The organism is Pseudomonas sp. GW822-FHT04H02 (genome assembly GCF_058800645.1).
Genome location: NZ_JBXAMM010000006.1, coordinates 245,584 through 263,373, shown reverse-complemented (window position 1 = coordinate 263,373; position 17,790 = coordinate 245,584). Strand labels below are relative to the sequence as shown.

The 17,790-nt window shown below is 61.3% G+C and carries 14 protein-coding genes and 2 tRNA genes; 4 read left to right on the top strand and 12 right to left on the bottom strand.

Annotated elements, in window-relative coordinates:
- Positions 1-163: 163 nt before the first annotated feature.
- The 7 genes from dnaB to rnr form a co-directional block, all read right to left on the bottom strand.
- Complete coding sequence (gene dnaB, locus AC1RMG_RS25830) at positions 164-1,561, bottom strand: replicative DNA helicase (protein ID WP_011058951.1); 1,398 nt, start codon at positions 1,559-1,561, stop codon at positions 164-166.
- Between the two features lie 124 nt (positions 1,562-1,685).
- Positions 1,686-2,132: a 50S ribosomal protein L9 gene (gene rplI / locus AC1RMG_RS25825; protein WP_007921484.1), complete on the bottom strand. Its 447-nt coding sequence runs from the start codon at positions 2,130-2,132 to the stop codon at positions 1,686-1,688.
- A gap of 21 nt (positions 2,133-2,153) precedes the next feature.
- Positions 2,154-3,053 carry a hypothetical protein gene (locus AC1RMG_RS25820; RefSeq protein WP_011058950.1) on the bottom strand — a complete coding sequence of 300 codons (900 nt, stop codon included), beginning with the start codon at positions 3,051-3,053 and terminating at the stop codon, positions 2,154-2,156.
- A gap of 36 nt (positions 3,054-3,089) precedes the next feature.
- Entirely contained in the window at positions 3,090-3,320 is a 231-nt protein-coding gene (gene rpsR, locus AC1RMG_RS25815; RefSeq protein ID WP_002551829.1) for a 30S ribosomal protein S18, read from the bottom strand.
- Positions 3,321-3,348: 28 nt separating this feature from the next.
- On the bottom strand, positions 3,349-3,774 hold the full coding sequence (gene rpsF / locus AC1RMG_RS25810) for a 30S ribosomal protein S6 (protein ID WP_011058949.1): 426 nt from the start codon (positions 3,772-3,774) through the stop codon (positions 3,349-3,351).
- 250 nt (positions 3,775-4,024) lie between these two features.
- Positions 4,025-4,792 (bottom strand): 23S rRNA (guanosine(2251)-2'-O)-methyltransferase RlmB, encoded by a 768-nt coding sequence (gene rlmB / locus AC1RMG_RS25805; RefSeq protein WP_015633942.1) that lies wholly within the window; start codon positions 4,790-4,792, stop codon positions 4,025-4,027.
- Positions 4,789-7,416, bottom strand: a complete 2,628-nt coding sequence (rnr, locus tag AC1RMG_RS25800) for a ribonuclease R (protein ID WP_065364886.1) — start codon at positions 7,414-7,416, stop codon at positions 4,789-4,791. The genes rlmB and rnr overlap by 4 nt, the downstream gene beginning before the upstream one ends.
- 226 nt (positions 7,417-7,642) lie before the next feature.
- Between rnr and AC1RMG_RS25795 the strand changes: the two genes are divergently transcribed.
- The 4 genes from AC1RMG_RS25795 to AC1RMG_RS25780 all read left to right on the top strand — a co-directional run bounded on the left by AC1RMG_RS25795 (position 7,643) and on the right by AC1RMG_RS25780 (position 10,757).
- Positions 7,643-7,729, top strand: a tRNA-Leu gene (locus AC1RMG_RS25795).
- A 165-nt stretch (positions 7,730-7,894) separates the two neighbouring features.
- Positions 7,895-7,981: transfer RNA gene (locus tag AC1RMG_RS25790), tRNA-Leu, on the top strand.
- A gap of 185 nt (positions 7,982-8,166) precedes the next feature.
- Positions 8,167-9,192 carry an extracellular solute-binding protein gene (locus AC1RMG_RS25785; RefSeq protein ID WP_493170543.1) on the top strand — a complete coding sequence of 342 codons (1,026 nt, stop codon included), beginning with the start codon at positions 8,167-8,169 and terminating at the stop codon, positions 9,190-9,192.
- Positions 9,192-10,757, top strand: coding sequence for an ABC transporter permease (locus tag AC1RMG_RS25780; protein ID WP_493170541.1), 1,566 nt, complete (start codon positions 9,192-9,194; stop codon positions 10,755-10,757). Before AC1RMG_RS25785 ends, AC1RMG_RS25780 begins: the two co-directional genes overlap by 1 nt.
- A 66-nt stretch (positions 10,758-10,823) precedes the next feature.
- On the opposite strand, the gene AC1RMG_RS25775 is transcribed toward AC1RMG_RS25780, so the two are convergent.
- The 5 genes from AC1RMG_RS25775 to hflK form a co-directional block, all read right to left on the bottom strand.
- Entirely contained in the window at positions 10,824-12,758 is a 1,935-nt protein-coding gene (locus AC1RMG_RS25775; RefSeq protein WP_093406886.1) for a methyl-accepting chemotaxis protein, read from the bottom strand.
- A 139-nt stretch (positions 12,759-12,897) separates the two neighbouring features.
- A complete protein-coding gene (locus tag AC1RMG_RS25770) occupies positions 12,898-14,190 on the bottom strand; it encodes an adenylosuccinate synthase (RefSeq protein ID WP_011058943.1) in 1,293 nt (430 codons plus the stop codon).
- A 54-nt stretch (positions 14,191-14,244) separates the two neighbouring features.
- Complete coding sequence (locus AC1RMG_RS25765) at positions 14,245-15,432, bottom strand: ATP phosphoribosyltransferase regulatory subunit (protein WP_011058942.1); 1,188 nt, start codon at positions 15,430-15,432, stop codon at positions 14,245-14,247.
- 292 nt (positions 15,433-15,724) lie between these two features.
- Positions 15,725-16,594: a protease modulator HflC gene (gene hflC / locus AC1RMG_RS25760; RefSeq protein WP_011058941.1), complete on the bottom strand. Its 870-nt coding sequence runs from the start codon at positions 16,592-16,594 to the stop codon at positions 15,725-15,727.
- Positions 16,594-17,772 carry an FtsH protease activity modulator HflK gene (gene hflK, locus AC1RMG_RS25755; RefSeq protein WP_011058940.1) on the bottom strand — a complete coding sequence of 393 codons (1,179 nt, stop codon included), beginning with the start codon at positions 17,770-17,772 and terminating at the stop codon, positions 16,594-16,596. The genes hflC and hflK overlap by 1 nt, the downstream gene beginning before the upstream one ends.
- Positions 17,773-17,790 lie beyond the last annotated feature (18 nt).

The window sequence follows — 17,790 nt, the reverse complement described above, 5'->3', positions numbered from 1 at the left end:
GCTTGGATAGGGACGCGTTGATTCACAGGGAAATTCGCGGGCGCGGAATATAGCACAAAAAATAACCAATTCCGACCGTTATGGTCGGAATTCGGTGCAGCCGATTCGCCGGCGAGCCGGCTCCTACAGGCGCCGGCAGGCGGATGGCCGGCGAACGGGCGGGTTATTCGTCGTCGTCGAAGTTGTAGCTGCCCGGGGCGAGGTTCTCGAAGCGGGTGTACTTGCCGATGAACGCCAGGCGGATAAAGCCGATGGGGCCGTTCCGCTGCTTGCCGATGATGATCTCGGCAATGCCCTTGTGCTCGGTTTCCGGGTGATACACCTCGTCCCGGTAGACGAACATGATCACGTCGGCGTCCTGCTCGATCGCTCCGGATTCCCGCAAGTCGGAGTTCACCGGGCGCTTGTTGGGACGTTGTTCCAGGGAGCGGTTGAGCTGGGACAGGGCCACTACCGGGCAGTTGAACTCCTTGGCCAGGGCCTTCAGGGACCGGGAAATCTCGGAAATCTCGTTGGTCCGGTTGTCGCCGCTGGAGCCTGGAATCTGCATGAGCTGCAGGTAGTCGATCATGATCATGGCGATATCGCCGTGCTCACGCACCAGGCGCCGGGTCCGCGCACGCATCTCCGAGGGGCTGATGCCCGCGGTGTCGTCAATGAACAGCTTGCGGTCGTTGAGCAGGTTGACCGCCGAGGTCAGGCGTGGCCAGTCGTCGTCTTCCAGCTGGCCGGAACGGACCTTGGTCTGGTCGATGCGGCCCAGGGAGGAGAGCATACGCATGATCAGCGATTCACCTGGCATCTCCAGGGAGTACACCAGCACCGCCTTGTCGCTGCGCAGTACCGCGTTCTCCACCAGGTTCATGGCGAAGGTGGTCTTACCCATGGACGGACGGCCGGCGACGATGATCAAGTCGGCCGGCTGCAGGCCGCTGGTCTTCTCGTCGAGATCGGTATAGCCGGTGGACAGGCCGGTGATGGCGTTGTCCGTGTTGAACAGGGTATCGATGCGGTCGATGGCCTTGGTCAGCAGTTCGTTGACCCCCACCGGGCCGCCGGTCTTGGGCCGCGCTTCGGCGATCTGGAAGATCTGCCGCTCGGCCTCGTCGAGAATCTCTTCGGCGGTGCGCCCTTCCGGGTTGAAGGCACTGTCGGCGATCTCGGTGCTGATGCCGATCAGCTGGCGCAGGGTTGCCCGCTGGCGAACGATCTGCGCATAGGCCTTGATGTTGGCCACCGACGGAGTGTTCTTCGCCAGTTCACCCAGGTAGCCCAGGCCGCCGACCTGCGAAGTCTGGCCTTCCTTGTCCAGTTGCTCGGACAGGGTGACCACGTCGATGGGCATGTTCTGGTCGGCCAGCTTGGCGATGGCGCGGAAGATCAAACGGTGGTCATGCCGGTAGAAATCGCCGTCGGACACTTGATCCAACACGCGTTCCCAGGCGTTGTTGTCCAGCATCAGACCACCGAGCACGGCCTGTTCGGCCTCGATGGAGTGCGGCGGCACCTTCAGGGCAGCGGTTTGCAGATCGTATTGCTCGGGAGCGGAGATATCGTTCATGGCCACTTGGAATTCGGGGGATGAAAATCAGGATCAGCAGAAAGACAAAGGGCACGACCTGTAAACAGGATCGTGCCCGATGTTAACCGTCAGCCACACAAGGTGCCAGACGATTTGGTACTGCTTAAGCAGCCACCACGACAACGCGTACGGTTGCTTCAACTTCAGCGTGCAGGTGCACGGCTACGTCGAATTCACCTACGTTGCGGATGGTGCCGTTCGGCAGACGAACTTCGCTTTTTGCCACTTCAACGCCCGAGGCGGTCAGTGCATCAGCGATGTCGTGGGTGCCGATCGAACCGAACAGCTTGCCTTCGTCACCGGCGGTGGCAGTGATGGTCACTTCCAGCTCAGCCAGTTGCGCAGCGCGAGTTTCGGCAGAAGCCTTCTTCTCTGCAGCCAGTTTTTCCAGCTCAGCACGACGCGCTTCGAACGCAGCCAGGTTGGCAGCGGTAGCAGCGGTGGCTTTGCCGAAAGGCAGCAGGTAGTTACGGCCGTAACCAGCCTTAACGTTTACCTTATCGCCCAGGTTGCCCAGGTTGGCGATTTTTTCCAGCAGGATCAGTTCCATTTGGTAATAACCTCTTAACTTTTAACCTTCACCGTTCGCAGAGCCGTTATCAGCGTCTTTCGGCGCCAAACGACCGCGAAAATCAACCAGACTGTCGACAATGGCCAGGACCACGAGCAACGGATAGATCAGCTGCATGAACGGCAACAGCGTGACGTACAACCCCACCAGCCAGAACCTGGCCAGTCGCCCTTGTGCCACCAGCCCGTGAATCAGGGCCAGCCCGGCAAAAGCCAGCGGGACACTGCACATCGGCGTCAGCATGGCCAGTTGGGGTCCGAAGTTCGGCCCCACCAGCATGCACGCCAGCAGCAACATCGCTGGCCCAAGAGGGATTCTGATGGCGCGAAACTCGCGACCAAAACCACCCGGGTTATACAACACAGCCTGCCAGTAACGCCCAAGAATCAGGCTCAGCACGCTGATGGCTTGCAACAGGGCCGCTATCAGGCCGGTCAGGATCGGTGCAATCAGTGTGGCAAGACGAGCTCGCTCTTCAACCGATAGCTGCTGGTAGACCTCACCCAAGGCCATCGGCAGGATTTTTATCAATTCCTGTGACAGCGCTTCGATCTGAGGGCGGAAAGCCGCACCCAGGACTCCAGCAAACACCAACCCCATCGCTATGCTGACCAGCAGCACGCGGCTCCAGGACTCGCTTGCGCGCAAAACCAACGCAAGACTCGAAGAACCCAGCAGCACCAGAAGTGCCCGCGGGTCATCGAACGTCAGCCACCAGAGCAAAGCTGGCAGCACTCCCAGAGCGAGGACGCCAAGGGCATCCTTCAATCCGCGCCGCAGAAGCACCAGGCTCCCGGCGGCAGCACCCAACCAATACAACAACGGCAATGCCGAACAGCCAGCCACTACCAGAGTGGCCTGCATACGACCGCGCATGATGAACTCAGCTAAGGCGCGCATGCATTCAATCCCTTACTACTTGTCGACTGCCCGATCTCAGCGGCCGTGGCTGTCGGTGTAGGCCAGCAGGGCCAGGAAGCGGGCGCGCTTGATAGCGGTGGCCAGCTGACGCTGATAACGAGCTTTGGTACCGGTGATGCGGCTTGGAACGATTTTGCCGGTCTCGGATACGTAGGCTTTCAGAGTGTTGAGATCTTTGTAATCGATCTCTTTCACGTCTTCAGCGGTGAAGCGGCAGAATTTACGACGACGGAAGAAACGTGCCATGTAATTGGCTCCTCAAAAGGTCCGTGGATTACTCGTCAGCGTTATCGCTGGCGTCGCTGTTGTCGCTGTCATCGCCATCGGCGCTGTCAGCATGCTCAGGACGGTCACGACGCTCACGGCGCTCACTGCGGTTTTCTTCAGCCTTGAGCATCTCGGATTGGCCAGTGATGGCTTCTTCGCGACGGATGACCAGGTTACGGATCACAGCATCGTTGTAACGGAAGTTGTCTTCCAGCTCAGCCAGGGCTTTACCGGTGCACTCAACGTTCAGCATCACGTAGTGAGCCTTGTGAACATTGTTGATTGCGTAGGCCAGTTGACGACGGCCCCAGTCTTCCAGACGGTGGATTTTGCCGCCGTCTTCTTCGATCAGCTTGGTGTAACGCTCAACCATGCCGCCGACTTGCTCGCTTTGATCCGGGTGGACCAAAAAGATGATTTCGTAATGACGCATGAATGCTCCTTACGGGTTGTAGCCTGCCGCCTATAAGCGGTCAGACAAGGAGTGAATGACACTGGTGTGTCTTGCCTGGTAGTAGGCACATATGCGCCTGCCGTCACGGCAAGGGGCGCAATTGTAGAGAAGGGGGAACAGCGGCGCAAGGCAATTGGTGATTATTTGAACAACCACCTGCGGGAGCCGGCGTGCCGACGATGGACGGCAGCACGCGCCTCGCCGGCAAGCCGGCTCCTGCAACTGCGGGTCAGGCTTTCTTGGCGCCGGCCTTGGCCTTGGCACCGCGCTGGCGCATGGCTTCGAACAGGCACACGCCAGTGGCCACGGAGACGTTGAGGCTGCTGACGCTGCCGGCCATCGGCAGGCGTACCAGGTAGTCGCAGTGCTCGCGGGTCAGGCGACGCATGCCCTTGCCTTCGGCCCCCATGATGATGATGGTCGGGCCGGTCAGGTCCTGGTCGTACAGTTCCTGTTCGGCCTCGCCGGCGGTGCCGACGATCCACAGCCCACGCTGCTGGAGCTTCTCCAGGGTGCGGGCCAGGTTGGTCACGGCTACCAGCGGAATCACTTCGGCGGCGCCGCAGGCCACTTTGCGCACGGTCGGAGTCAGGGTCGCCGACTTGTCCTTGGGCACCAGCACTGCCAGGGCACCGGCCGCATCGGCAGTACGCAGGCAGGCCCCGAGGTTATGCGGGTCGGTCACACCGTCCAGCACCAGCAGCAACGGCGCGCCTTCGGTACGGTCCAGCAGCTCGTCGAGCATGGCCTCGCCCCACACCTGGCTCGGGCTGACTTCCGCCACTACGCCCTGGTGCACGCCTTCAACCCATGCGTCCATCTCACGACGCTCGGCCTGGCCAACCGAAACACGGTTCTGCGCAGCCAGGTCCACCAGCACCTGAACCCGTGGATCACTGCGCCCTTCAGCCAACCAGATCTGCTTGACCCGCTTGGGATGGTGACGCAGCAACGCTTCTACGGCATGCACGCCGTAGATCTTTTCCAACTGACTCATGACTTGGCCTTAGGTTTGCGCGCCCCGCCGCTTTTAGCGCCGGAAGCGGAGCCCGCCTTGGGCGGACCTTTACGATGTTTGCTCGGCTTGGCGGGCTTTTCGCCAGCGCGCGAAGGCGCCGGCTTACCGGACTTTCCCGCAGACGCCGCTTTACCACCGCCCTTGGCTTCGGCCAGCAGCGCCCGCTTCATTTCGCGGCTTTTGCGCACTTCGGCGTTTTTCGCGGCAGCGTCGCTTGGACGATAAGCCTCGACCGCCTTTTCCTTGGCGGAGCTGCGACGCCCCGCCTTGGCTGGAGCCGGCTCTTCCACGACCTTGCTGGCAGGTGCGTCCGCGGCGCCACGCTTCTTGCGGCCGATCGGTGCGTTGATGGTCTTCTCGGCCATTTCGAAATCGATCTTGCGCTCGTCCAGGTCGACGCGCATGACACGCACTTCCACAGTATCGCCCAGGCGGAAGCTGCGACCGGTGCGCTCGCCCGCCAGGCGGTGATGCACAGGGTCGAAGTGGTAGTAGTCCCCCGGCAAGGCGGTGACGTGCACCAGGCCCTCGACGTAGATGTCGGTCAACTCGACGAACAGGCCGAAACCGGTCACCGCGGTGATCACACCCGGGAAGGACTCGCCCACACGATCCTTCATGAACTCGCACTTGAGCCAGTTCACTACGTCCCGCGTAGCCTCATCGGCACGGCGCTCGCTCATCGAGCACTGCTCGCCGAGCTGCTCCAGGGTCGCTTCGTCGTACGGATAGATACGCGCCTTCGGAATGGTCATCGCCCCGGCGCGGCGCACGTGCGGCGTGTCCTGCTTGGAGTGGATGACGCTGCGGATGGCCCGATGGGTCAACAGGTCCGGGTAGCGACGGATCGGCGAAGTGAAGTGGGTATAGGCTTCGTAATTCAGGCCGAAGTGGCCCTGGTTATCAGCGCTGTACACCGCCTGGCTCAGGGAGCGCAGCATCACGGTCTGGATCAGGTGGTAATCCGGACGGTCCTTGATGGTTTCCAGCAATGCCTGGTAGTCCTTCGGCGTCGGGCCATCCTTGCCTTTATGCAGGGACAGGCCCAGTTCGCCGAGGAAGGCGCGCAGTTTTTCCAGACGTTCCGGCGGCGGACCATCGTGCACCCGGTACAGGGCCGGAATCTCGTGCTTCTTGAGGAACTCGGCGGTGGCCACGTTGGCCGCCAGCATGCATTCCTCGATCAGCTTGTGCGCATCATTGCGTGTAGTCGGACGAATTTCGGCGATCTTGCGCTCGGAACCGAAGATGATCCGGGTTTCCTGGGTCTCGAAGTCGATGGCGCCCCGGGTATGACGAGCCCCCAGCAAGACCTTGTACAGCGCATACAGCTGCTTCAGGTGCGGCAGGACATCGCCGTATTCACCGCGCAACTGCTTGGCTTCGCTGGTTTTCGGCTGCTCGAGCATGGTGCTGACCTTGTTGTAGGTCAGACGCGCCTTGGAGTGGATCACCGCTTCGTAGAACTGGTAATCGGTCATCTCGCCGGACTTGGAGATGGTCATCTCGCAAACCATGGCCAGGCGATCGACTTTCGGGTTCAGCGAGCACAGGCCGTTGGACAGTTGCTCGGGCAGCATCGGGATCACCCGCTCGGGGAAGTACACCGAGTTGCCGCGCACCTGGGCTTCGGCATCCAGAGCCGAACCGATCTTCACGTAACTGGAGACGTCGGCAATCGCCACATACAGCTTCCAGCCACCACCAAACAGGCGCAGCTTGCCGGGCTTGGCTTCGCAGAAAACAGCGTCGTCGAAGTCGCGGGCGTCTTCGCCGTCGATGGTGACGAAAGGCAGATCACGCAGATCGATGCGCTTCTCTTTGTCCTTCTCTTCCACTTCGGGCTTGAGCTTGCCGGCTTCCTTGAGCACCGCCTCTGGCCAGACATGAGGAATATCGTAGGTGCGCAGGGCAACGTCGATTTCCATGCCCGGTGCCATGTAGTTGCCCACCACCTCCACCACATCGCCTTGCGGCTGGAAGCGCGGCGTCGGCCAGTGAGTGATCTTCACTTCGACGAACTGACCGATCTTGGCATTGGCATTGCGCCCCGGCGTTACCAGCACTTCCTGCTGGATCTTCGGGTTGTCTGCCACCACGAAACCGATGCCACCTTCTTCGAAGTAGCGACCGACGATGCTTTCGTGGGCACGGGACACCACTTCGACGATCACGCCTTCGCGACGGCCGCGACGATCCAGGCCGGAAACCCGGGCCAGGGCGCGGTCGCCATCGAATACCAGACGCATTTGCGCCGGGCTCATGAACAGGTCGTCGCTGCCGTCATCCGGCACCAGGAAGCCGAAGCCGTCGCGGTGACCGCTGATACGGCCGAGAATCAGGTCGAGCTTGTCCACCGGCGCATAGGTGCCGCGGCGGGTATAGATCAGTTGAGCGTCGCGCTCCATGGCGCGCAGGCGGCGGCGCAGGGCTTCCAGCTGGTCTTCCGTGGTCAGACCGAACTCTTCTACCAACTGCTCGCGACTAGCAGGCGAACCCCGGTCAGCAAGATGCTGAAGGATGAGTTCGCGGCTAGGAATAGGGTTTTCGTATTTTTCCGCTTCACGAGCGGCCTCGGGATCGAGGGACTGCCAATCGGCCATTAGATAAATTTCACCTTGTCTATATGCGGGTTAGTTTGGCATACGCGTATTGAAACGGGAAATTTCAGGCTCAGACAACCTGGGATTAATCCTCGCCATCGCCTCAGAAACATCGTCACGCATACCGCCGGAGACTTTTTTCAATCTTTTTTGAAATCTGGGGTTTACAGCTCAAAAGAGCCTCCGTATAGTGCGCGCCATCGACGACGGAGACGTCAGCGATACTGCCCAGATGGTGAAATTGGTAGACACGCCAGCTTCAGGTGCTGGTGGCCGCAAGGCCGTGGAAGTTCGAGTCTTCTTCTGGGCACCAATTCAAGAGCTTGAGATTAGATCAGTTTCAAGGCTCGAACAAAAACCCGCGAAAGCGGGTTTTTGCATTCTAAGTATTTGATTTAATAAAACCAAAACAGGGGTTTACAGATCAAAACGCTGTCCGTATAGTGCGCTCCATCGACACGGCGACGACGTCGATACTGCCCAGATGGTGAAATTGGTAGACACGCCAGCTTCAGGTGCTGGTGACCGCAAGGTCGTGGAAGTTCGAGTCTTCTTCTGGGCACCAATTCAAAACTTGAGAGCATCGCTTTCAAGTCTCACAAAAACCCGCGAAAGCGGGTTTTTGCGTTTCTGCCCCCTGATATTTCCCCGCGCCATCGCCTTCCTCCGCATCCGCAAAGCGCACATGAGAAACGATATCGTTTATGATTGTTACAAGTTTTTGCGGCACTACAGTGAGGAAACCTGCGAATGATGTTCAGAAATACCCTCCTTCCAACATCCCTTCTGCGTGGCTTGACCATCACTTTGCTGGGGCTGACCCTGGCATCCCCCTTCACCCAGGCAGCCGATCCGGTTTCCCTGACCCTGTACAACGGTCAGCACAAGGAAGTCGGCGACGCGTTAGCCAAGGCTTTCGAAGCCAAGACCGGCATCCATGTGAATGTCCGCAAGGGCAGCAGCAATCAACTGGCCAGCCAGGTTGTCGAAGAAGGCGACCGCTCCCCCGCTGATGTGATCTACACCGAAGAATCCCCTCCCCTGAACAAACTCGGCGAGCAGGGCCTGCTGGCCCAGACCGACGCCACGACCCTGGCCGTGCTGCCCAAGGAATATGTTGCGGGCAACGGCACCTGGATCGGTGTCACCGCGCGCGTACGAGTCGTCGCCTTCAACCCGAAACTGATCGACGAAAAAGACCTGCCCAAGTCGGTGATGGAATTCTCCCAGCCGCAGTGGCAAGGCAAGGTTGGCTTCGTGCCCACCAGTGGCGCCTTCCAGGAACAGGCCGTGGCCATCATCAAGATGCACGGCAGGGATGCTGCCGAAGAATGGCTGACCGGCCTGCGGGCTTTCGGCAAGGTCTACAGCAACAACATGGTGGCCCTCAAAGCCGTGGAAAACGGCGAAGTGGCCACGGTCCTGGTGAACAACTACTACTGGTTTGCCCTGCAACGGGAAAAAGGCCAGCTCGACTCGAAACTGCACTACTTCACGGGCGGCGACGTCGGCGGCCTGATCACCGTGTCCAGCGCAGCCGTACTCAAGTCCAGCAAGCATCCGAAAGAGGCCCAGCAGCTTCTGGCCTACATGGCCAGCGAAGAAGGCCAGCGGGTGATTACCCAGACCACGGCCGAGTACCCGCTGCATAAAGGCATGCAGTCCGATCGTGGACTCAAGCCCTTCAATGAACTGGAAGCCCCGAAGGTGACCCCGGCCGATCTCGGCAATGCCGAGGAAGCCCTGGACCTGGAACGTGACGTCGGCCTGAACTGATGAATCCATCGCCATCCGCTTCCGCCTTGCGCACCAGCTTCGTGCCGAGGCGCAAGCGGCCTTCGATCTGGCTACTGCTGCCAGTCCTGCTACTGGTCTGCCTGAGCCTGTTGCCACTGTTATATGTCGGCCTCAAGGCCTGGCAGGCCGGCTGGGCTGAAGCCCTGCACCTGCTGTGGCGCCCCTATGTGTTGCGCCTGCTGAGCAATACCCTGCTGCTGATGCTCGGTGTGACCCTTGCCTGCGCCGTGCTCGGCCTGTCCCTGGCCTGGCTGCTGGAACGCAGCGATTTGCCGGGAAGGCGGATCTGGGGCGTGGTGCTGTGCTTGCCCTTCGCCGTACCGGCCTTTGTCAGCAGCTTCACTTGGGTATCCCTGAGCGCCGGGTTCGAAGGACTGGGCGGCGCGATCCTGGTGATGACCCTGTCCAAATACCCGCTGGTGTTCCTGCCGGTGGCGGCCACCCTGCGCAATCTCGACCCCTCCCTGGAGGAGTCGGCGCGGACCCTGGGGCAAAATCGCTGGGGCGTGTTCTTCAAGATAACCCTGCCCTTGCTCTGGCCTTCATTGCTGGCCGGCTCGCTGCTGATTGCCCTGCATATGCTGGTGGAGTTCGGCGCCCTGTCGATCATCGGCCTGCAGACCTTCACCACCGCCATCTACCAGCAATTCGAGCTGGAGTTCAGCAATGCCAACGCCGCCATGCTGTCGGCCGTGTTGCTGGCGCTGTGCCTGCTGCTGCTGGGGCTGGAACTGCGCGTCCGTGGCAAGGGCCGCCATGTACGCACCGGCCAAGGCGCAGCCAGGCACGCCGAACAGGTACGCCTGGGGCGCTGGAGCATCGGCGGACAGCTTTACTGCCTGATGCTGGCGCTGATCGGCAGCGGTGTCCCCCTGGGCATGCTTGCCTATTGGCTGGCCGTCGGTTCATCGGCAGCCTTCCCCGTCGCGGCAATCAGCGAAGCATTGCTGTCTTCACTGGCCCTGTCCCTGGGCGGCGCCGGCCTGTGCCTGGTGCTGGCAGTGCCGGTGGGCCTGCTGGTGGTGCGCTACAAGGGGCGCCTGGCCATCTGGGCAGAGCGCCTGCCCTATCTGCTGCATGCCCTGCCAGGGCTGGTGATCGCCCTGACCCTGGTGTATTTCGCGCTGCACTATGTGCCGGTGCTGTACCAGACCTCGGCGCTGCTGCTGATTGCCTATGCCCTGCTGTTCCTGCCCCTGGCCCAGGCGCCGATCCGCACCGCGCTGAACAAGGCCGCGCCACAGCTGGAAGAAGCAGCAAGAACCCTCGGCGCATCGTCGTTCAGCGCCTTTTGCCGAGTGACCCTGCCGATCATCTTCCCGGCGCTGGGCGCGGCTTTCGCCCTGGTCTTTCTGGATGCGATGAAGGAACTGACAGCGACCCTGCTGCTCAGCCCAACCGGGCTCAACACCCTGGCCACAGAAGTGTGGGCGCATACGGCGAATGTGGAGTTTGCAGCGGCGGCGCCTTATGCGGCGCTGTTGATACTGGTGTCAGGGCTACCGGTCTATCTGCTGACAACGCGGATGTATTTGAGTCGCTGAGAGGTGGCAAGCCGGCCCCTGCAGTAAGGTGGCAGGAGCCAGCTTACTGCAGGGGCCGGCCAGGCATCAGGCGCGGAACTGACCGAGGCTGGCCTTGAGCTGCGCCGCCAGGCTGTCCAGTACCTTGCCGCTGGCGGTGGTTTCTACCACGGCCTGAGCCGCCCGCTCGGCCTGGGCATGGATGGTTTCCACCCGCCCACGCACCGCCTGCGCGCCCTGCGCCTGATGGGCCGCAGCCTGGGTGGCCAGGCCAATCGCGGCGTGCACCTGCTCTACCGAAGACTGCACCGATTGTTGCAGGCGAGCACTGTCGCGCAGCACCAGCAAGCCCTCGCTGGCCTGACGCCCGGCCTGACCGATAGCCGCTACGGCCTCCCGCGCGCCCTGCTGCAGGGCACCGATATGGGCCTGGATATCGCCAGTGGAGCTTTGCGTCTTGCTGGCCAGGGCCCGCACCTCATCCGCCACCACGGCAAATCCGCGCCCGGTCTCGCCGGCGCGCGCGGCCTCAATCGCAGCGTTCAATGCCAGCAGGTTGGTTTGCTCGGCAATGCCATGGATCACCGTCAGCACCACCTCGATCTGCTCGCTCTGCTGGGCCAGGCGCTCGATCACCTTGGCCCCGGTATCCACTTGCCCCGCCAGCGCCTCGATCAGGCTGCCGACCTGCTCGGAGGTGCGGGTAGTCTCGTCCGTCGCCTGACGAATCTCCACCACCTGCTGCAGTGCGGCCTGCATCGCCTGGCTTTCCGCCTGGGCTTCATCGGCCATCTGCGACAACGCCCGCAGGCTCTCTGCCACTTCATCACGCTGCGCTTCGGCTGCGGCATCAGCCCCAGCATTACGCTGGCTCATGGCGCCGATCTCGACACCTGTGCGCTGGGCCACATCCCCCGCTTCCCGCACGATGGGCTGCAACTTATCCACAAAGCGATTCACCGCCGAGGCCATGTCGCCAATCTCATCATTGCTGTTGAGCGGCACACGCTTGGTCAGATCACCTTCGCCCGCTGCCAGGTCATTGAGCGCAGCGATCAGCAAATGCAGCTTGCTCACCACGCGACGCCCCAGCACCACTGCCAGCAACAGCAGCAGGGCCAGGCCAACCAGCGCCAGGCCGACGCCGATCTGCCAGCGCAAGGTAGTCGCCGCCTCCTGCACCGTGCTCGCGGTATTGGCCTGCATCTGTGCCGCCGTACCCTGGGCCGACTGCAAGCGCGAGCGCATGGCCGCCGAGCTGTCGGCAGAAGCTCCCTTGAGGCTGTCGCCAACCAACTGATCGCTGCTGGCAATCAAGGCACTGAAGCGCTGATCCAGGGCGGCGATATCGGCCTCCACCGACGCAGTGGAGACTCCCATCAGCACCTTGCCGATTTCCACGCCATTGGGATTGATCGAGGCTTCAAGGTAGTACACCGAAGGATCGTTCTTCGCTGCATCCAGGACCTTGTCCAGCGCCCGGTCGCCCTTGCCCTTTTCCAGCAGCGCCTTGTTGATCGGGTTTTCACGATTCAGGTAACGGGTCAGGTGCTCTCCCGCCGCATCGTCATAAACCACGAACAACACATTGGGGTTGCGCTGAGCCCGTCGGGCGAACTCGGACAAGGTCGGCACATCACTGTCCCACATGGCGCGAGGCGCCACGGAGGCCAGCAATTGAGCCATGTCATTGGCAGAGTCCTTCAGGTCCTTCTCCAGCGCCGCACGCAGCTGTACCTGTTCTTCCTTGAGACGCGAAGACAGGCCGGCCGTGAGGCGTTGGCGGGTACTGCTTGAAAGACTCTCCAGACTGGAGGTGACTTCTTTGCCCGCCTGCTCGAGCTCGCCAGCCAATTTCTGGCTGTCGCCGCCCAGGCGCGAAGCCAGATCCGCCTCGAGTGCGGTCACTGTGCTCCGAGTCAGGGCAACCGCTACCAGCACTTGCACCAAAAGGGCGATACCGAGAGTAACGAACACAGGCCGTAGTAAACGGCTTTGTAACAGTGAGAGAACGGCCGACACAGGAAATCCCTCTACTTTTGACGCCATTATTCTGATGGCACTCTAGAAGTGGATTTCACAGCAAGGGTCGTGCCGCGTGGCAGGCAGAAACGACAAAGGGCCCGATTAAGGGCCCTTTGTTTTTTACATCAACGACTTATCAAGCGAACGGATGACGCAGAACGATGGTCTCGTTGCGGTCCGGGCCTGTCGAAATAATGTCGATCGGCGCGCCGACCAACTCTTCGATGCGCTTGATGTAGGCCTGGGCGGCGGCAGGCAGCTCTTCCAGGGTCTTGGCACCCAGGGTCGACTCGCTCCAGCCCGGCATCTGCTCGTACACCGGCTCCAGGCCGATGTAGCTGTCGGCGTCGGTTGGCGCGTCGATGACTGCACCATCCTGGTTCTTGTAGCCGACACAGATATTGATGGTTTCCAGGCCGTCCAGAACGTCCAGCTTGGTCAGGCACAGGCCCGAGATGCTGTTGACGTCGATGGCGCGACGCAGGATCACGGCATCGAACCAGCCGCAGCGACGAGCGCGGCCGGTGGTGGCGCCGAACTCATGACCACGCTTGGCCAGGAAAGCGCCGATGTCGTCGAACAGCTCGGTCGGGAACGGGCCCGAGCCTACGCGAGTGGTATAGGCCTTGGTGATGCCCAGGATGTAGTCCAGGTACATCGGCCCCACGCCCGAACCGGTGGCGATACCACCAGCAGTGGTGTTGGAGCTGGTGACGTACGGGTAGGTGCCGTGGTCGATGTCCAGCAACGAACCCTGGGCGCCTTCGAACATGATGTCCTTGCCGGCGCGGCGCAACTGGTGCAGCTCGGCAGTCACGTCGAGCATCATCGGCTTGAGCAGTTCGGCGTATTCCATGCACTCGTCCAGGGTCTTCTGGAAGTCGATGGCCGGCTCTTTGTAGTAATTCACCAGAACGAAGTTGTGGTAGTCCAGCAGCTCGCCCAGCTTGGCGGCGAAACGCTCGCGGTGGAACAGATCGCCGATGCGCAGGCCACGACGTGCAACCTTGTCTTCGTAAGCCGGGCCTATGCCGCGGCCGGTGGTACCGATCTTCTGCTCGCCACGGGCTTTCTCGCGGGCCTGGTCCAGGGCCACGTGATAGGACAGGATCAGCGGGCAGGACGGGCTGATACGCAGGCGCTCGCGCACCGGTACACCCTTCTCTTCCAGCTTGACGATTTCACGCATCAAGGCATCCGGAGCTACCACCACACCGTTACCGATCAGGCACTGCACGCCTTCGCGCAGCACACCGGACGGAATCAGGTGCAGGACGGTCTTCTCACCGTCGATCACCAGGGTGTGGCCAGCGTTGTGGCCACCTTGGTAGCGCACTACGGCGGCGGCATGTTCGGTCAGCAGATCAACGATCTTGCCTTTGCCCTCATCACCCCATTGGGTGCCCAGGACTACGACATTCTTACCCATAACACTTGTCCTCATTCGCGCAAACTTGGTGCCGGCAGCCGCCGGCAGGAAAACTCAAGAAGCCAGCGGCAATACTTGCCAAAGCCCATTCTGCTGAATCAATTGCCGGTCGCAGTCCGCTTCACGGGCGGCGGCCAAAGGCTGCCCAGGCAAGGCCTGAACCACACGCTGACCCTCACTGCGCAAGCGGCAGACGGTCTGCCAGAGTGCCGCGTCAGTGTTGTCTGGCATCCAGATACCGCCAGACGGTAGCTCGACTTCAGCACGCCCCAGGGTCACCAGGGTTTTCAAATCGGTGGAGAAACCAGTCGCGGGACGGGCACGCCCGAAATCCGCGCCGATGTCATCGTAGCGCCCGCCCTGGGCGATGGATTGGCCCACGCCTGGAACAAATACCGCGAACACCACACCGGTGTGGTAGTGATAGCCGCGCAACTCGCCAAGGTCGAAATACAGCGGCAAGTCCGGGAACCGCACGGACAGGCGCTCGGCAATGGTCAGCAATTCATCCAGCGCCAGCAGCACAGACGTCGGCGCACCGGCCAGGCGACGGCGGGCATCGCCCAGCACTTCGCGGCTGCCGCACAGGTCCACCAGGGAGCGCAGCATGTCCGCCAAGTCGGCCGGCAGGCCTTCCGTCAGGCTGATGACCTCGTCGATCGCCTTGCGTTGCAGGGCATCGAACAGTTGCTGTTCAACAGCACCGGACAAGCCGGCGGCCTGTGCCAGGCCACGGTAGATGCCAACATGTCCCAGATCCATGTGCACATCGGGCACGTCGGCCAGTTGCAGCATGGCCAGCATCAGGCTGATGACTTCAACGTCGCTGCTCGGGCTGGCATCGCCATACAACTCGGCCCCCAGCTGGATCGGGCTGCGCGAGGACGACAAGGCACGCGGCTGCGCATGCAGCACACTGCCGGCGTAGCACAGGCGGCTCGGCCCTTCGCGGCGCAGGGTGTGGGCATCAATACGCGCCACCTGCGGCGTGATGTCGGCCCGAAACCCCATCTGCCGGCCCGACTGCGGGTCGATGACCTTGAAGGTACGCAGATCCAGATCCTGGCCTGCACCTGTCAACAGGGATTCCAGGTATTCGATATGGGGAGTGACGACGAACTCGTAACCCCAACTCTGAAACAGATCCAACACCTGACGACGCGCCACTTCGATGCGCGCCGCTTCCGGCGGCAATACTTCTTCGATGCCATCTGGCAGCAGCCAGCGGTCTACCGTTGCCATTACGCCATTCCCCTATGGTCCGGGCGGCAAGCCTGGGGCCAGCCTTAGAGTGAAGCAGAAAACAGTCGCATCCGACGCGAGCTCAGCCGGACAGGCAGCCAGAAATCAGCTGTACAGACCATTTTCCTCGAAAAATCTTGCCGGACTCTTGAACGAGCCACGGCCAATCAAAGATGCAGACGCAAAAAAGCCGGGAATTTCCCGGCTGCCGCATCATACACCCGTTTTCCCAAAGGATCACCCCGCGAGGCGTTTTAGCCGCCCGGCGGGGTGCTCCAGGGTCAGGGCCTGATCAAGGCTTGGACTTTTCCAGGTAGTGGAAGAAGTCGCTGCTTGGGTCCAGAACCATGACGTCGGATTTGTTCGCGAAGCTTTCACGGTAGGCACGCAGGCTACGGTAGAACGCGTAGAACTCCTGGTCCTGGCCGTAGGCCTTGGCATAGATCGCCGCTGCCTGGGCATCACCGTCACCGCGAGCCTCTTCAGACTCCCGATAGGCTTCAGCCAACAGCACGCGACGCTGACGATCGGCATCGGCACGGATGCCTTCCGCCAGTTCGTTACCCTTGGCCCGGTGCTCGCGAGCCTCACGCTCACGCTCGGTGCTCATGCGCTCGAACACGCTGCGGTTCACTTCCTTGGGCAGGTCGATGGCCTTGACCCGGACATCGACCACTTCGATACCCAGCTCCTTTTCCGCCATCTTGTTCAGCGACGCCGTGATATCCGCCATCAGCGCGTCACGCTCACCGGAAACCACTTCGTGCAGGGTGCGCTTACCGAACTGGTCACGCAGGCCCGACTCCAGGCGACGGGAAAGACGCTCGTCGGCAATCTGCTTGAGGCCGGAAGTCGCGGTGTAGAAACGCTCGGCATCCTTCACCCGCCACTTGGCGTAGGCATCCACCATCACGGCTTTCTTTTCCAGGGTCAGGAAGCGCTGCGTCGGTGCATCCAGGGTCATCAGGCGTGCGTCGAACTTACGCACCTGGTTCACGTAGGGCACTTTCACATGCAGGCCAGGCTGGACATCCGCCTGAACCACACGACCGAACTGCAGCAACACCGCACGCTCGGTCTGAGCGACGATGTAGAAGCTGTTCCAGGCAACCACCGCCACGACAACGCCCACGATCAGGGCGATCAGCGATTTATTGCTCATCAGCGAGTCTCCCTAGAACGCGTCTGCTGCTGTTGCTGCATATGGTCAGCCGCGGCGCGCGCATTCGCTTCATTGCTGGCCGCCGACGCTGCGCCCGTTACCGGAGCACTGCCGCTACGACCACTGTCGATCATCTTGTCCAGCGGCAGATAGAGCAGATTGTTCTGCCCGCCCTTGCTGCCAGTCACCAACACCTTGCTGGTGTTGCTGAAGACTTCCTGCATGGTGTCCAGGTACAGGCGCTGACGGGTGACTTCAGGAGCCTTGCGGTACTCGGCAACCAGTTTGGTGAAGCGATCTGCCTCACCCTTGGCCCGGGATACCACTTCGTCACGGTAACCGTTGGCATCCTCGAGGATGCGCTGGGCCTGACCACGGGCTTCCGGCACGACGCCGTTGGCATAGGTTTCAGCCTGGTTGCGCGAACGCTGTTCATCTTCACGGGCACGGATCACGTCATCGAAGGCTTCCTGTACTTCACGCGGTGCCGCTGCGCTCTGTACGTTCACCTGGGTCACGGTGATACCGGTGCGATAGTTGTCCAGGAAGCGTTGCAGACGCTCCTTGATCTCACTGGCCATCAATTCACGACCTTCGGTCAGCACCTGGTCCATGGCGGTGGAACCCACCACGTGACGCAGGGCGCTGTCGGTCGCATGCTGCAGGCTGATTTCCGGCTGATCGACGTTCAGCACGAAATCCTGCAGGTTGCTGATCTTGTACTGCACGGTCAGCGGCACTTCGACGATGTTCTCGTCCTCGGTGAGCATCTGGCCCTGCTTGGTGTAGGCACGCTCGCGCGTGACGTTTTCCATGTACTTGCGATCGATCGGCGGGAAGTAGATGTTCAGACCCGGGCCGACGGTTTCGTAGTATTTGCCGAAGCGCAGCACTACGGCCTGCTCCTGCTCGTCTACTACATACACCGCGCTGTACAGCCACACGGCAGCCAGCACGACAAGACCGATACCCAGCAGGCCGAAACCACCGCCCTTGCCGGAACTACCGCCGTCATCACCACGTTTCTTACCACCACCGAACAACCCATTCAGGCTTTCCTGCAGCTTACGGAAGGCCTCGTCGAGATCTGGTGGCCCCTTGCGATCGCCATTATTGCGGCGCTTACCACCCCAAGGGTCCTGATTATTCGAGTTGCCACCCGGCTCATTCCAAGCCATAGCGCTCTCCATCTGATA

What these genes read in the sequence shown, in the direction of transcription:
- hflK (WP_011058940.1), bottom strand. Translation starts at nt 17,772, where the DNA reads ATGGCTTGGAATGAGCCGGGTGGCAACTCGAATAATCAGGACCCTTGG.
- AC1RMG_RS25780 (WP_493170541.1), top strand. Translation starts at nt 9,192, where the DNA reads ATGAATCCATCGCCATCCGCTTCCGCCTTGCGCACCAGCTTCGTGCCG.
- rnr (WP_065364886.1), bottom strand. Translation starts at nt 7,416, where the DNA reads ATGGCCGATTGGCAGTCCCTCGATCCCGAGGCCGCTCGTGAAGCGGAA.
- hflC (WP_011058941.1), bottom strand. Translation starts at nt 16,594, where the DNA reads ATGAGCAATAAATCGCTGATCGCCCTGATCGTGGGCGTTGTCGTGGCG.
- AC1RMG_RS25770 (WP_011058943.1), bottom strand. Translation starts at nt 14,190, where the DNA reads ATGGGTAAGAATGTCGTAGTCCTGGGCACCCAATGGGGTGATGAGGGC.
- AC1RMG_RS25765 (WP_011058942.1), bottom strand. Translation starts at nt 15,432, where the DNA reads ATGGCAACGGTAGACCGCTGGCTGCTGCCAGATGGCATCGAAGAAGTA.
- rpsF (WP_011058949.1), bottom strand. Translation starts at nt 3,774, where the DNA reads ATGCGTCATTACGAAATCATCTTTTTGGTCCACCCGGATCAAAGCGAG.
- dnaB (WP_011058951.1), bottom strand. Translation starts at nt 1,561, where the DNA reads ATGAACGATATCTCCGCTCCCGAGCAATACGATCTGCAAACCGCTGCC.
- AC1RMG_RS25820 (WP_011058950.1), bottom strand. Translation starts at nt 3,053, where the DNA reads ATGCGCGCCTTAGCTGAGTTCATCATGCGCGGTCGTATGCAGGCCACT.
- rpsR (WP_002551829.1), bottom strand. Translation starts at nt 3,320, where the DNA reads ATGGCACGTTTCTTCCGTCGTCGTAAATTCTGCCGCTTCACCGCTGAA.
- rlmB (WP_015633942.1), bottom strand. Translation starts at nt 4,792, where the DNA reads ATGAGTCAGTTGGAAAAGATCTACGGCGTGCATGCCGTAGAAGCGTTG.
- rplI (WP_007921484.1), bottom strand. Translation starts at nt 2,132, where the DNA reads ATGGAACTGATCCTGCTGGAAAAAATCGCCAACCTGGGCAACCTGGGC.
- AC1RMG_RS25785 (WP_493170543.1), top strand. Translation starts at nt 8,167, where the DNA reads ATGATGTTCAGAAATACCCTCCTTCCAACATCCCTTCTGCGTGGCTTG.